Raw genomic sequence first — 12,570 nt, forward strand, 5'->3', positions numbered from 1 at the left:
AACTGATTGACGCAACCCTGGAGACCATCAACGAAGTGGGGATCAACGACGCTACCATCGCGCAGATTGCGCGGCGCACGGGAGTCTCATCAGCATGCCGCAAAAGGCCACCAGCGCTCCGCTCCAGTCCCAGATGCTCAGCCTGACGCCATCTACCAGCCGCAGCCAGGGCAGAAAGCAGCCGACGATCTCCGCCACGGCGGTCAGAAAAAAGAGCAACGAGGTTTTGCTCAGTACGACATCCTCACAGTAAGGTAAACAGGCGGCTTACATCTGGTGAGCAAATTAAGCGCGATGATATACTAACCCGCGTCCGACGTAATCCTTCCCCATCGTCACGCGCCGGACGTCAACCGAAGGAAAATACAATGAAAAGCTTATTTCCGACCCTGATCGCCGCGCTGCTGACCGGCAGCGTTCGCGCCGCCAGCAACGAAGCGGCGCGTCAGAGTAAAGAGCAGTGGAATGACACGCGCAACCTGCGCAACAAGGTGAATACCCGCGTAGAGAAAGAGTTCGACAAGGCAGACCGCGCGTTCGACACCCGCGACGCCTGCGAGAAGAGCTACAACGTTAACGCCTACTGGGAGCCGAACACCCTGCGCTGCCTGGATCGCCGCACCGGCCGCCCGGTAGCCCTCTGATTGTTAGCGGGCTGCTATAGTCAGTAAGGTTCAATAAGGTTCAATAAGCAAGGTTATGGGTCACTGCAATGACACGCAGAAAATTGTCTATAAACGTGTGGCACGCGGCGACGAAAGCAGCGTGCCAGACAGCGCGGGCAGCTCGCAGGACGCCCCCGCCGCCCTTTTTGCCCGCCCGCTGTTCCCCGCGCTAGTCAGCGGCCAGCTGAACTGCTCTACCAGCCAGGCACCGGTGAGCGGACCGATAATCGCCGCCATTTCGCTGATCGGTCAGGGCATCGGCGCGCTGCCCGCCATCACTGCGGTGTTTATCTGACGGTCGCTACAGCGACGAGATTTCCTAGGACTATATCGCCGACTATCTCAGATCCGGTCGTACCCGCCGCCGCCTGAATCCCTGACGGGCCAGCGGCGTCTGCCTGACCAGCGCTGCGGTCCGCGTCGCAGAGGGCGCGGGCCGGCAGCAAGACCTAATGCGCCAGGCGCGTCTTGTAAGCCGCGCCGTCAGATTTCTGGCCGCCCGCCGTTTTGCCCTGCGGCACGTCGTGGCCTGCCGCTTCAGCGCCTCCGGCACCGCCTCTGCCTGCGGCCACTACGCTGCCGAACATCACCAGCATCGCGCGCCCCAGCACCGGCGGCGGGATCTGCTGCATCAGCGCGCCCAATATGGGGAACAGCCCCAGTAGCGCCAGCATGACGCCAATTACCATCCCGACATAGCGGCTCGCCACGCCGGTCATCTGAATGACGCCGTTGTTCTGGGCAAAGGTGGTGTTGGGAAAGGCGGAAAAGATCGCCGTCAGCAGGCAGCTGATGCCGCCCTGCAGGCGACGCTGAAACTAAGGCCCGCTAATCGGCTGCTGCGACAGCAGGCAGTTAGCGGTGATATCGCCCGCCGTCTCGATCACGGAGATCTCTGACACCAGTGCGATCGGCAGGAAGGCAGCTTACGTTAGCGCAAGGTTCAGTCATGCTTATCCTTGCAGCAGATAGCCGCTGTAGAGCGCGTCTTTGATCAGCGCCGCCGCGCCCAGCGTGCCGGGCTCGTTGAATTCCGTCGGCGTCAGCTCTAGGGCGTCGCTGTAGGCGGGCAGCGCCTGCTGGCGAATGGTGCTGCGCACGGCGGGATAAAGCACGTCGGCCGCTTGGTTGAGCGGTGAACCGATCAGGATGCGCTGCGGATTAAAGAGATTCACCATCATCGCCAGCATACGCCCCACGTGTTCTCCGACGCCCGCAATCGCGTCGCGCGCCAGCCGCTCGCCCTGCTGAGCGGCGAGGCAGAGCGACGCCAGCGTCAGCGGCTGCTGGTGCAGTATGCTTTCCGGCCGCGTCTCCAGCCGCCGCGCAGCCAGCGCCAGCAGGCTGCCCGTGCTGGCGACAGTTTCCAGACAGCCGTGATTGCCGCAGTAGCACTGCTGGCCGTAGGGATCGATCTGGGTATGGCCAATCGCCACCAGCGCGCGGCCGTTTTTATGCAGCAGCTGACCGCCGCTGATCACGCCCGCACCGACGGTTTCGTCAATCACGATTTGAATGACATCCTGCGCGCCGCGCGCCGCGCCGAACAGCGACTCTGCCAGCGTCCAGGCGGAAATGTCGTGCTGAACAAAAACCGGCAGGCCGGTGCGCTGTGCCAGCGTGTCACCCAGCGGCATATTCTCTACGCGGTAACTGGGCAGCCGGTGAACCACCCCCGAGGCGGCGTTAATCAGGCCGGGCAGCGTGATGGCGATGGCCATCAGCCGCTCCAGCCTGCGCTGATGGCGAATAAAAAAAGCGTCGACTTCATCCACCAGCGTGGTAAGCAGCGGCTGCTGCGCTTTGTCGAGCAGCGGCAGCCGCTCCTCCACCAGTGCACGGCTGCTGAGATCGCGCAGCGTCAGGGTCAGCGCGCCCTGGTGCAGCCGCACTGCGAGATAGTGCCAGGCGAGGGTGTCGAGGATCAGACCGATTGCCGGCCGTCCGCGTGAGCCCGGCTCCTGAAATTCCGTCTCCTGCACCAGATGCGCATCCAGCATCTCGCGTACGATTTTGGTGATGCTGGCGGGTGCCAGCTGCGCCAAGCGGGAAAGTTCGATACGCGATACGGGACCGTGAAGATCGATCAGGCGATAGACCACGCCTGCGTTAGTCTGTTTGATTTGGTCAATATGGCCAGGCTGAGTGTCTAGATTCACGCCCTGCTCCCGGTTATTTTCGCGCGTCTAAATAAACAGCGGATATGGTGATGCAGTTTGTGGCTGGGCGTCAAATATTTGATTTGAAATGTGATTTACAGCACATAAAAAAGGCTCTTTGGTCACGCTTTGCCCTTATTTTTCCGCTGTGGGCTGCAATAGCTGCATCATATTGCGCATCTGCATCGACGGTTCTCGCTCGCCGGACCAGACCAGCCACACTTCCGACTGCGCATCCGCTTCCTCCAGGGGCAGCCACACCACATCCGCCAGCCCCAGCTGGCAGCTAAACGGCAATATGTTGTGATTTTTCAGCGGCAAAGCGCAGGAACCGGTTTTTGTTAAATTTATTTTGCAGCAAAGTTAACAAATTCGGGCTTTACTGGTTGATGTAACGGGGCAAAACTCATTAAGTTTGCACTATGGACAAAAATATCCTTTTCAATCAGCGCATTCGTCTGCGCCATTTACATACCTTTGTTGCGGTGGCGCAACAGGGCACGCTGGGTCGCGCCGCTGAAACCCTCGGCCTCTCCCAGCCCGCCCTGTCGAAAACCCTTAACGAGCTGGAAGAGCTGGCCGGCGCCCGGCTTTTCGAGCGTGGCCGCCTTGGCGCCCAGCTCACCACCATGGGCGAGCAGTTTCTGATTCACGCCGTGAAGGTGCTCGATGCGCTCAATCATGCGGGTCAGAGCTTTAACCTGCCCAGCTCCACCCGACCGATGGTCATCCGTCTGGGGGCGCTGACCACCGCGGCGATGGGCATGCTGCCGCAAATCCTTGACCGCTTTCATCAGCAGCAGCCGCATACCACGGTGCAGGTCGCAACACTGCACAACAACGTGCTGCTGGCGGGGCTGCGCGCCGGGGAATTCGATTTCGGCATCGGACGTATGGCCGACAGCGAAATGATGGCGGGCCTAACCTATGAACTGCTTTTTTTAGAGTCTCTGAGGCTGGTGGTGCGGCCGGAGCATCCGCTTTTGAGTGACAACGTCACGCTTTCCCGCGCCATGCAGTGGCCTGTGGTGATTTCGCCCGAATGTACCGCGCCGCGCCGCATTGCGCAGCAGATGCTGGATGAGCAAGGCTGCCGTCTGCCCAGCAACTGCGTCGAAACCTCCTCTACCTCGCTGGCGCGTCAGCTGGCGCTGCGCTACGACTATGTGTGGTTTGTGCCTTCCGGCGCCATTAAAGAAGATCTAGCGCACAATGCGGTTTGCGCCCTGCCCATAAGCTCTTCCGGCCCCGGCGAGCCGGTGGGAATTATTACCCGCACCGGCACGACCCTGAGCCTGAGCACCGAGATCCTGATGGCCACCATCCGCAAGGCGCTAGGCTAACGACTGCGCTTGGCGTGGCGTTCGCGGTTATTTAACAAATTCTCTTCAGCGGCGAGCTCTTCCGTCCGACGCGGCGCTTTGCCCGACGGTGATTTCAGCCATAGCGTGCTGGCACTGTCTTTTAATGGTGTGACATCACCCATGGCATCCCGAAACAGGTCTTCATCGTCTAGGTTCATGGAATTTTCTCACGCCGGTTAAACAGGACTGGAGATCAATTTAGCCTCTCCAGATGCAATAACGCCATCCCGTGCCCGCTCTGACATCCCTATACTTTTAAGCCTAAAGCTGCTCGGATGAGTTCTCTTCAGCGCGAAAAATGTTAAAATTGTCAGCTGTGCATTCCCTTCACTCTGAACGAACATGAGCTGGATCAGCTCGACAATATTATCGAGCGTAAAAAAACCGATCCAGAAAGGCCAGACGCTGTTCAAGGCGGGCGACGATCTGCGGTCGCTTTATGCTATCCGCTCTGGCACCATCAAAAGCTATACCATCACCGAACAGGGCGACGAACAGATACCGGCTTCCATCCAAGAAAAACGCCGAAGAGCGCCTCGCCGCCTTTATCTGGAATCTCTATCGCCGCTTCGGTCAGCGCGAGTTCCGCCTCACCATGACGCGTGGCGATATCGGCAACTATCTGGGATTAACGGTCGAAACCATCAGCCGACTGCTGGGCCGCTTTCAAAAATCGGGCGTGCTGGCGGTGAAAGGCAAATATATCACCATTGAAAACCACGACATGCTGGCCGATCTGGCGGGTCAGAGCGTTCAGGCTGCTTAAATAATTGGCAACCTAATGGTTAGCATTGCAGGTATACACCCTTCTCTCTGCAATGCTAACCGGCCCACGCCTTTTGTTAGTTTGTTGATCCCGCTACAACTTTTCCGCTTCTTCCCGCCCTTAACTTGGGTTATCTTTAAACCAGTTCGCGTTGGTTTAAGGAGTAATTCCCTATGTCCCGCTACAAAAATATACTGGTCGCCATCGACTCTCAGCAAGACGATCAACCCGCGCTGCGACGTGCGGTTTACCTCAATCAGCGTATCGGCGGCAAAATCAAAGCCTATCTGCCGATCTACGACTTCTCCTATGAGATGACGACCCTGCTTTCCCCTGACGAGCGCGCCTCCATGCGTCAGGGCGTCATCAGCCAGCGCACCGAATGGATCCGCGAGCAGGCGCGCGCCTATCTGGAAGCGGGCGTGGAGATCGAAATCAAGGTGGTGTGGCACAACCGCCCTTACGAGGCGATTATTCAGGAAGTGCTGACGCACGGGCACGACCTGGTGCTGAAAATGGCGCACCAGCACGATCGGCTGGAGGCGGTGATTTTCACCCCGACCGACTGGCATCTGCTGCGCAAATGCCCCTGCCCGATCTGGATGGTAAAAGACCAGCCCTGGCCGGAGGGCGGCAAAGCGGTGGTAGCCGTTAACCTCGCCAGCGAAGAGCCACATCATGACGCGCTCAACCAGAAGCTGATCCGCGAAACCACGCTTCTGGCGGAGATGGTGAACCATACCAAAGTGCACCTAGTAGGCGCCTATCCCATCACGACAATTAATATCGCCATTGAACTGCCCGATTTCGACCCCAGCGTCTATAATGACGCTATCCGCGGCCAGCACTTGGTGGCTATGAAAGCGCTGCGCCAGAAGTTTTCCATCGGCGAAGAGTTTACCCACGTGGCGAAGGGCCTGCCTGAAGAGGTGATCCCCGATATCGCCAGCCAGCTCAGCGCCGGTATCGTGGTGCTGGGCACCATCGGCCGCACCGGCTTGTCTGCTGCGTTTCTCGGCAATACAGCGGAACAGGTTATCGATCATCTACGCTGCGATCTGCTGGCGATTAAGCCCGACGATTTTCAATCGCCTGTCTCGCTGGACGATGATGACGAAGAGGATGATTGATCCTGCAGTAGAAAAAAAGGGCGGCCCGCCCGGCCGCCCTCTTCGTTACAGCGCTTTGAGGATGCCCTCAACGCTGGCTTTCGCATCGCCAAACAGCATCTGCGTATTTTCTTTGAAGAACAGCGGGTTTTGCACGCCCGCATAGCCAGTGTTCATTGAGCGTTTGAACACGATGACATTCTGCGCCTTCCACACCTCCAGTACCGGCATCCCTGCGATAGGGCTGCGCGGATCGTCCTGCGCCGCCGGGTTAACGGTGTCATTGGCGCCGATAACCAGCACAGTATCGGTGTCGGCGAAATCATCGTTGATCTCATCCATCTCCAGCACCACGTCATAGGGCACCTTCGCCTCCGCCAGCAGCACGTTCATGTGCCCAGGCAGACGGCCAGCGACCGGGTGAATGCCGAAGCGCACTTTAACGCCGCGCGCGCGCAGCTTATCTGTGATCTCCGCCACCGGATACTGCGCCTGCGCCACTGCCATGCCGTAGCCCGGGGTGATGATCACCGAGGAGGAGTGCTTTAGCAGCTCGGCCGTCTCTTCTACGCTGATTTCCCGATGCTCGCCCGCCTCTTCGCTTTCGCCGCCCGCGCTGCTATCGGTGCCAAAGCCGCCGGCGATGACGCTGATAAAGGAGCGGTTCATCGCCTTACACATAATGTAAGAGAGGATGGCGCCCGACGATCCCACCAGCGCGCCGGTAACGATCAGCAGGTCGTTGCTCAGCATAAAGCCCGCCGCCGCCGCCGCCCAGCCGGAGTAGGAGTTAAGCATCGATACTACCACCGGCATATCTGCGCCGCCGATAGATGCCACCAGATGCCAGCCGAAGGCGAGCGCGATTAGCGTCATCAGCAGCAGTGCGAACACCTGCACGCCGGTGCTGTCGGTGCGCACAAACCACAGCAGCAGTAGAAACGAGACCACCAGCGCCAGCAGATTAAGCTTGTGACGATGTGGCAGCATCAGCGGGCGCGACGAAATCTTGCCGCGTAGCTTGCCGAAGGCCACCACCGAACCGGTAAAGGTCACCAAGCCGATAAAGATGCCGAGGAACACCTCGGTGAGATGGATATTTTCCAGCACCGTCGGCAGGCCCGGCGCATGATCGATGTAGCTGTTGAAACCTACCAGCACTGCAGCCAGACCGACGAAGCTGTGCAGGATGGCCACCAGCTCAGGCATTTCGGTCATTTCGACCTTTTTCGCCAGACGCAAGCCAATCGCGCCGCCGATCACCATCGCCAGCAGAATCCAAACGACGTTGCCGCTGTCGGGGCCGAAAATGGTGGCCAGCAGCGCGATCGCCATACCGCTGATGCCGAAGGTATTACCTTGTTTCGAGGTCTCATGTTTCGACAGCCCCGCCAAGCTGAAGATAAAGAGAATTGCGGCAACAATATATGCTGCAGTGACTAATCCGCCAGACATCTGTTACCCCTTACGAAACATTTTCAGCATGCGCTGGGTGACAGTGAAGCCACCGAAAATATTGATGCTGGCAATCAGCACCGCGATAAATGAAATAAATGTGACCCAGTCGCCGTGCCCCATCTGCAGCACCGCGCCGATGACGATAATGCCGGAGATAGCGTTGGTGACCGACATCAGCGGCGTATGCAGCGCGTGGCTGACGTTCCAGACCACGTAGTAGCCGACCACGCAGGAGAGCGCGAATACGGTGAAGTGAGACAGGAACTCCGCCGGCGAGACGTTAGCCAGGCAGGCGAACAGCATCACCGCCAGCGCCAGCAGCAGGTATTTGCACCAGGTCGGCGCGGGTTTCGCCGCCTCTTTTACCACGGGCTGCGCGGCAGCGGCGGCGGCTTTCGGCGCGGCAGAAACCTGAATCGGCGGCGCCGGCCAGGTGATTTCGCCGTCGCGGATCACCGTGACGCCGCGCACCACCACGTCGTCGAAATCGATGGTGATGTCGCCGTTCTTCTCTTTGCACAGCAGCTTCATTAGGTTCACCAAGTTGGTGCCGTAAAGCTGGGAGGATTGGGTCGGCAGACGGCTGGGCAGATCGGTATAGCCGATGATCTTCACGCCGTTATCGGTCACGGTGACGCGATCGGCCACGGTCAGCTCGCAGTTGCCACCGGTTTGCGCCGCTAGGTCGACGATCACGCTGCCAGGCTTCATGCTCGCCACCATCTCGGCGGTAATCAGCTTCGGCGCCGGCTTGCCGGGGATCAGCGCGGTAGTGACGATGATATCCACCTCTTTCGCCTGCGCGTCGAACAGCGCCATCTCCGCTTTGATAAAGGCCTCGGACATCACCTTCGCGTAGCCGTCGCCGCTGCCCGCATTCTCGTCAAAGTCCAGCTCCAGGAACTCGGCGCCCATGCTCTGCACCTGCTCTTTGACCTCCGGGCGGGTATCGAAGGCGCGCACGATGGCACCCAGGCTGCTCGCCGCACCGATGGCCGCCAGACCGGCAACGCCTGCGCCGATCACCATCACCTTCGCCGGCGGCACTTTGCCCGCAGCGGTGATCTGTCCGGTAAAGAAACGGCCAAACTCGTGGGCGGCCTCAACAATGGCGCGATAGCCGGCGATATTGGCCATCGAGCTGAGGGCGTCCATCGACTGCGCGCGCGAGATGCGCGGCACGGCGTCCATCGCCATCACGGTAACCTGACGCGCGGCCAGCTTCTCCAGCAGCGCAGCGTTTTGCGCGGGCCAGATAAAGCTCACCAGCGTGCTGCCGGCGCGCATCAGAGCGATCTCCTCTTCGTCGGGTGCGTTGACCTTCATGACGATGTCGCTCTGCCAGACCTGCTGGCTGTCGCTGAGGCTGGCGCCGACGGCGACAAAACTTTCGTCATCGAAGCTGGCACCTTTGCCCGCGTCATGCTCAACGGTCACTCTAAAACCCTGTTTGATTAGCTGCTCGACGGTCTTGGGCGTCGCGGCGACGCGCGTCTCGTTGGGCAATCGCTCTTTGGGTATTCCAATTAACATATTCTTCCCTTTCATCGGTTAAGGATGATGGCCTGTCGACTGCATAACGGCACAGCGCCCCAAACAGGATTTCAGGCGCTTATGAACGAAATGCACTTTTATCAAAGTATTTATAACCTACTGAAAATATGAACAGCGATCTACAGTCAGAACCTCTGCTTATGACATTCATGCGATTATTCAGCGTCAAATAACAAAAGCCGCGCGATATTAGAAATATCATGCGATATTCCGCTGGGTAGCATCGTATCACGGCGCATATCCTGTCAACAAAGACCTTTATTTAACAATAGATTAACTATTTAACACTAAGAGTGACCAGATTTACAGATAACGCTTATAAATAAACAGCTTAGCAAATGCGTATGACGCCGTAATGAATTTCGCTGTCAATTTCCAGCGTTTTGTCGCATAAATTTGCTGCGACAGCCTGTTTATAACAGGCAATAATCAGCGGCTAATCTGTTATACATCAAGAGTCCAGCACGTTTTCGTACTCATTTTGCGTAAGGCGAAGGATCATTTTTATGAAGCTTAAGAACACCATTCTGGCGTCAACCTTGTTACCACTGCTGGTGGCCAACGCATTTGCCGCGCAGGAACTGACGCCGGAAAAAGCGGCCGAGCTGAAACCATTCGAACTTATTAACGTCACCGGTCGCTTCAATGCTATTGGCGATGCGGCAGAAGCCGTGTCGGAGCGTGCGGATGAGCTGGGCGCGGCCTCTTACTACACAACGACAGCAACGGCAACAGCGGAAACTGGCGCGTCACGGCCGACCTCTACAAAGCAGACGCGCCGAAAGCCCATGATGACGACACCTACCGCGTCATCAACGGCGTGAAAGAGCTGCCGAAAGCGGAAGCCTGTCGCCTCGAGCCTTTCGAGGCCGTTAGCGCCAGCGGCTTCTTCGCCAGCCAGCTGGACGTCAATGACGCCATCAGCAAGGCCGCGAAAGAGAAAGGCGCTGCCGCCTTCTATATCGTGCGTCAGGTCAACGCCAATAACGGCGGCAACCAGTACGTCACCGCCTATGTCTATAAAGCGGACGCGAAGGCGCGCCAGGTGCAGAGCCCGAATCTGATCCCGGCGGATTCCGACGCGGGCAAAGCGGCGCTGGTAGCGGGCGGCGAAGCGGCCAAACGCGTTGAGATCCCGGGCGTCGCCTCGTTAGAGACCCTAAGCAACAATGTGGGTCGCTTCTTCGAGACGCAGACCTCAACCGGCAAGCGTTATACGGTCAATCTGGCGAACGGAAAATCGATTCAGGAAGTGAACTCCATCACCGCCGCGCAAATGCAGTCGTTTGACACAGTGACCTTTAACGGCCACTTCGGCACCCCGACTGAAATCTCCGAAGAGGTGGCCAAGCACGCCGCGGACAAAGGCGCGAAGTACTATCACGTCACCCGTCAGTGGCAGAACCAGAGCGGCGGGAACCTCACCGTCACCGCCGATCTTTTCAAATAATCTCGCTTCAGGGCGGCGCCTGCCGCCCTGCTGTTTGCATCATCCCTTCACAATTTTGCATAACCACGCATTGCCATCCCTTTTCGCACTCCGTAGAATCTGCGCCCTGCTTTTAAGCGAATGCGTCATATAAAAGTAAAATAGTGCGGTTAAATTCGTCGCTCAGAACATAATCCAGCAACTTTGGAGAAAAAATTAGGCCTCAGCGCGCTCACCGCGCTGGTACTTAGCTCAATGCTGGGCGTTGGCGTGTTCAGCCTGCCGCAGGACATGGCGGCGGTCGCCGGTCCCGCCGTGCTGCTGATTGGCTGGGTCATTACCGGCGTCGGCATTGTCTTTCTGGCGCTGGTGATGCTGCTGCTGACCCGGCTCAAGCCCGAGCTGGACGGCGGGATCTTTACCTATGCGCGTGCCGGCTTTGGCAAGCTGGTCGGCTTCTGCTCCGCCTGGGGCTGCTGGCTGTGCGCAGTTATCGCTAACGTCTCCTATCTGGTGATCGTCTTCTCCGCGCTGAGCTTTTTCACCGACTCGCCGGGTCACGTGGTGTTACCTGGCAGGCGATGCTCGGTGCATCGGTGCTGCTGTGGCTGGTGCATCTCCTCGTGCTGCGCGGCCAGCATCAACCTGCTGGCGACGTTGGACAAACTGGTGCCGCTGCTGCCGCTGCTGTCGCTGGGCATCGTGCCATGCGCCGAGCTGGCGCAGATGCGTAATCCGTCAATAGCGGGCCTGATGACGCGCCTGATGGACCATTGGGGCGATGCGGTGATCGCCGGCGGCCTGATCGTCTCGGTATGCGGCGCCTACCTCAGCTGGACAATTATGGCCGCGGAAGAGCTTTATCGCCGCGCAGCAGCGCGCCTGCGGTGTAACTGTGGCTCACCAACTGCAGCGTGCAGATCTGCCTGATTCTGATCGCGTTGACTCACGCCGACTACAACACCCTGTTGACCATCGGAGATGATCCTCGTGCCCTATCTGCTGGAGGGCCTCTATCTGGTGAAGCTGACGCGCGGTCAGGGCAAGCCGCTAGCACTGGCCGTCGGCCTGGGCGCCAGCCTGTACGGCCTGTGGCTGCTCTACGCCTCCGGCCCGTTGCATCTGCTGATGTCGGTGGTGCTCTATGCGCTTGGCCTGCTGCTGTTCCTGTTCGCGCGTCGCGGCAGGCGAAGCGACATCGCGCTGACCCAGCTGGAGCGCGTGGCGATTGTGTTGTTGATGGCGGCGTCGCTGCCAGCGATGTGGCAGCTAATGGCTTAGTGGGGCTGGCCTGAGATCACAGTGCACAGCAGGTCATCCTGCTGTGTCAGATCCAGCGGCTTGCGGTATTCCTGATGAATGGCGTCCAACTGCTGGCTGGAGAGCGGATACGGCAGGCGGTCGTTGCTTGTCGGTGGACTGCGGGCGGAGGATTTGCGCGTCACCATGCCAAAAATCGGCATCACGCCGTAGATGGCGTCGATGAAACTCCAGCGTTTTTACAGGAGGCGGAGAGAAAATCACTGTAGTTGAAGCAGATGCGGTCACTGTATACGGCTGAAGCCAGCTCTTTATCAGACATCCTCACTCTCCCCTGTTTTTCATTACGGTTCATAACCTTGCTTACACATAAACAATGATGGCACAGTTTGCCGTGCAGATACCAGTGACGTAAGGATATTTCGTGCGGTAGCGTAGAGCTTCCGATCGGGAAAAGCTATGCTGCTCGCTAGGCTCATTAGTCGCAGTGGATATATGAACAAAATTGTTTTTGTTAAAGATGAACCCGAAGCCATCGAGACGCGGGGCGACCGCGCCGAAGCGGTGATTGCCGCCGAACAGCCAGACCTGGTGATGCTGGACATCATGCTGCCGGGCAAAGACGGCAAAGAGCTCGATCGCGCCACCGGCGGCTGCAGCCTGGGGCTGGCCATCGTCCACTCCGTGGCGCAGGCGCTGGGCGGCCACGCGACTATCGAGAGCAGACCGCTGGGCGGCGCCAGCGTTCGCTTTTGCTGGCCGGTTGATTTACCCTTGCGCGACGCTTCCTAGCGCCACCTTTCAGC

Annotated in this window: 10 protein-coding genes and 8 pseudogenes; 10 read left to right on the forward strand and 8 right to left on the reverse strand. The window is 58.6% G+C overall.

Features of this window, described 5'->3' with window-relative positions; all coding sequences use genetic code 11:
- Positions 1-2: 2 nt before the first annotated feature.
- A pseudogene (locus EIO60_RS01955) lies at positions 3-92 on the forward strand (TetR family transcriptional regulator); the annotation flags it as partial.
- On the opposite strand, the gene EIO60_RS01960 reads toward EIO60_RS01955, so the two are convergent.
- Complete coding sequence (locus EIO60_RS01960) at positions 52-219, reverse strand: YnfA family protein (RefSeq protein ID WP_374058102.1); 168 nt, start codon at positions 217-219, stop codon at positions 52-54. The pseudogene EIO60_RS01955 and the gene EIO60_RS01960 overlap by 41 nt on opposite strands.
- 149 nt (positions 220-368) lie before the next feature.
- Here EIO60_RS01960 and EIO60_RS01965 point away from each other — a divergent pair, with 149 nt between their 5' ends.
- From EIO60_RS01965 to EIO60_RS01975, 3 genes and pseudogenes are all read left to right on the forward strand, one after another.
- On the forward strand, positions 369-644 hold the full coding sequence (locus tag EIO60_RS01965) for a DUF1283 family protein (RefSeq protein ID WP_258575772.1): 276 nt from the start codon (positions 369-371) through the stop codon (positions 642-644).
- A 49-nt stretch (positions 645-693) separates the two neighbouring features.
- Positions 694-804: pseudogene (locus tag EIO60_RS17050) on the forward strand (DUF1161 domain-containing protein); the annotation flags it as partial.
- A gap of 154 nt (positions 805-958) precedes the next feature.
- A pseudogene (locus tag EIO60_RS01975) lies at positions 959-1,045 on the forward strand (CBS domain-containing protein); the annotation flags it as partial.
- Positions 1,046-1,225: 180 nt separating this feature from the next.
- On the opposite strand, the pseudogene EIO60_RS01980 reads toward EIO60_RS01975, so the two are convergent.
- The 3 genes and pseudogenes from EIO60_RS01980 to EIO60_RS01990 form a co-directional block, all read right to left on the reverse strand.
- Positions 1,226-1,585, reverse strand: a pseudogene (locus EIO60_RS01980) (solute carrier family 23 protein); the annotation flags it as partial.
- 33 nt (positions 1,586-1,618) lie between these two features.
- Positions 1,619-2,824: a sugar metabolism global transcriptional regulator Mlc gene (gene mlc, locus EIO60_RS01985; RefSeq protein WP_258575773.1), complete on the reverse strand. Its 1,206-nt coding sequence runs from the start codon at positions 2,822-2,824 to the stop codon at positions 1,619-1,621.
- Positions 2,825-2,959: 135 nt separating this feature from the next.
- Entirely contained in the window at positions 2,960-3,121 is a 162-nt protein-coding gene (locus EIO60_RS01990) for a hypothetical protein (protein ID WP_374058103.1), read from the reverse strand.
- 125 nt (positions 3,122-3,246) lie between these two features.
- On the opposite strand from EIO60_RS01990, the gene EIO60_RS01995 reads away from it, so the two are divergent.
- Entirely contained in the window at positions 3,247-4,167 is a 921-nt protein-coding gene (locus EIO60_RS01995; RefSeq protein WP_258575774.1) for a LysR substrate-binding domain-containing protein, read from the forward strand.
- On the opposite strand, the gene EIO60_RS16435 is transcribed toward EIO60_RS01995, so the two are convergent.
- Positions 4,164-4,346: a Smr/MutS family protein gene (locus tag EIO60_RS16435; protein ID WP_374058104.1), complete on the reverse strand. Its 183-nt coding sequence runs from the start codon at positions 4,344-4,346 to the stop codon at positions 4,164-4,166. The two genes, EIO60_RS01995 and EIO60_RS16435, sit on opposite strands and share 4 nt — an antisense overlap.
- 153 nt (positions 4,347-4,499) lie before the next feature.
- Between EIO60_RS16435 and EIO60_RS02005 the strand changes: the two are divergent.
- Both EIO60_RS02005 and uspE read left to right on the forward strand, forming a co-directional pair.
- Positions 4,500-4,954, forward strand: a pseudogene (locus tag EIO60_RS02005) (helix-turn-helix domain-containing protein); the annotation flags it as partial.
- Between the two features lie 173 nt (positions 4,955-5,127).
- On the forward strand, positions 5,128-6,084 hold the full coding sequence (gene uspE, locus EIO60_RS02010; protein WP_258575775.1) for a universal stress protein UspE: 957 nt from the start codon (positions 5,128-5,130) through the stop codon (positions 6,082-6,084).
- A gap of 45 nt (positions 6,085-6,129) precedes the next feature.
- Here the strand turns inward: uspE and pntB are convergent, their stop codons facing one another.
- Both pntB and pntA read right to left on the reverse strand, forming a co-directional pair.
- Positions 6,130-7,518 (reverse strand): Re/Si-specific NAD(P)(+) transhydrogenase subunit beta, encoded by a 1,389-nt coding sequence (gene pntB / locus EIO60_RS02015; protein ID WP_258575776.1) that lies wholly within the window; start codon positions 7,516-7,518, stop codon positions 6,130-6,132.
- A gap of 3 nt (positions 7,519-7,521) precedes the next feature.
- The gene (gene pntA / locus EIO60_RS02020; protein WP_258575777.1) at positions 7,522-9,054 is read right to left on the reverse strand and encodes a Re/Si-specific NAD(P)(+) transhydrogenase subunit alpha; all 1,533 of its coding nucleotides are present in this window, start codon (positions 9,052-9,054) and stop codon (positions 7,522-7,524) included.
- 527 nt (positions 9,055-9,581) lie between these two features.
- Here pntA and ydgH point away from each other — a divergent pair.
- Positions 9,582-10,525, forward strand: a pseudogene (gene ydgH / locus EIO60_RS02025) (DUF1471 family protein YdgH).
- A gap of 183 nt (positions 10,526-10,708) precedes the next feature.
- A pseudogene (locus EIO60_RS02030) lies at positions 10,709-11,785 on the forward strand (amino acid permease).
- Here EIO60_RS02030 and EIO60_RS02035 read toward each other — a convergent pair.
- Positions 11,782-12,086 (reverse strand): annotated as a pseudogene (locus EIO60_RS02035) (hypothetical protein). The pseudogenes EIO60_RS02030 and EIO60_RS02035 overlap by 4 nt on opposite strands.
- A 173-nt stretch (positions 12,087-12,259) precedes the next feature.
- On the opposite strand from EIO60_RS02035, the gene EIO60_RS17200 reads away from it, so the two are divergent.
- Complete coding sequence (locus EIO60_RS17200) at positions 12,260-12,556, forward strand: ATP-binding protein (RefSeq protein ID WP_508278730.1); 297 nt, start codon at positions 12,260-12,262, stop codon at positions 12,554-12,556.
- The last annotated feature ends 14 nt before the right edge of the window (positions 12,557-12,570 follow it).

The sequence above is a fragment of the Candidatus Pantoea persica genome (assembly GCF_013753875.1).
GTDB lineage: Bacteria > Pseudomonadota > Gammaproteobacteria > Enterobacterales > Enterobacteriaceae > Pantoea > Pantoea persica.

Excerpts from the sequence above, each read along its gene's own strand:
- EIO60_RS01965 (WP_258575772.1), top strand. The coding sequence starts at position 369 with ATGAAAAGCTTATTTCCGACCCTGATCGCCGCGCTGCTGACCGGCAGC.
- EIO60_RS01995 (WP_258575774.1), top strand. The coding sequence starts at position 3,247 with ATGGACAAAAATATCCTTTTCAATCAGCGCATTCGTCTGCGCCATTTA.
- EIO60_RS16435 (WP_374058104.1), bottom strand. The coding sequence starts at position 4,346 with ATGAACCTAGACGATGAAGACCTGTTTCGGGATGCCATGGGTGATGTC.
- uspE (WP_258575775.1), top strand. The coding sequence starts at position 5,128 with ATGTCCCGCTACAAAAATATACTGGTCGCCATCGACTCTCAGCAAGAC.
- pntB (WP_258575776.1), bottom strand. The coding sequence starts at position 7,518 with ATGTCTGGCGGATTAGTCACTGCAGCATATATTGTTGCCGCAATTCTC.
- pntA (WP_258575777.1), bottom strand. The coding sequence starts at position 9,054 with ATGTTAATTGGAATACCCAAAGAGCGATTGCCCAACGAGACGCGCGTC.
- EIO60_RS17200 (WP_508278730.1), top strand. The coding sequence starts at position 12,260 with ATGAACAAAATTGTTTTTGTTAAAGATGAACCCGAAGCCATCGAGACG.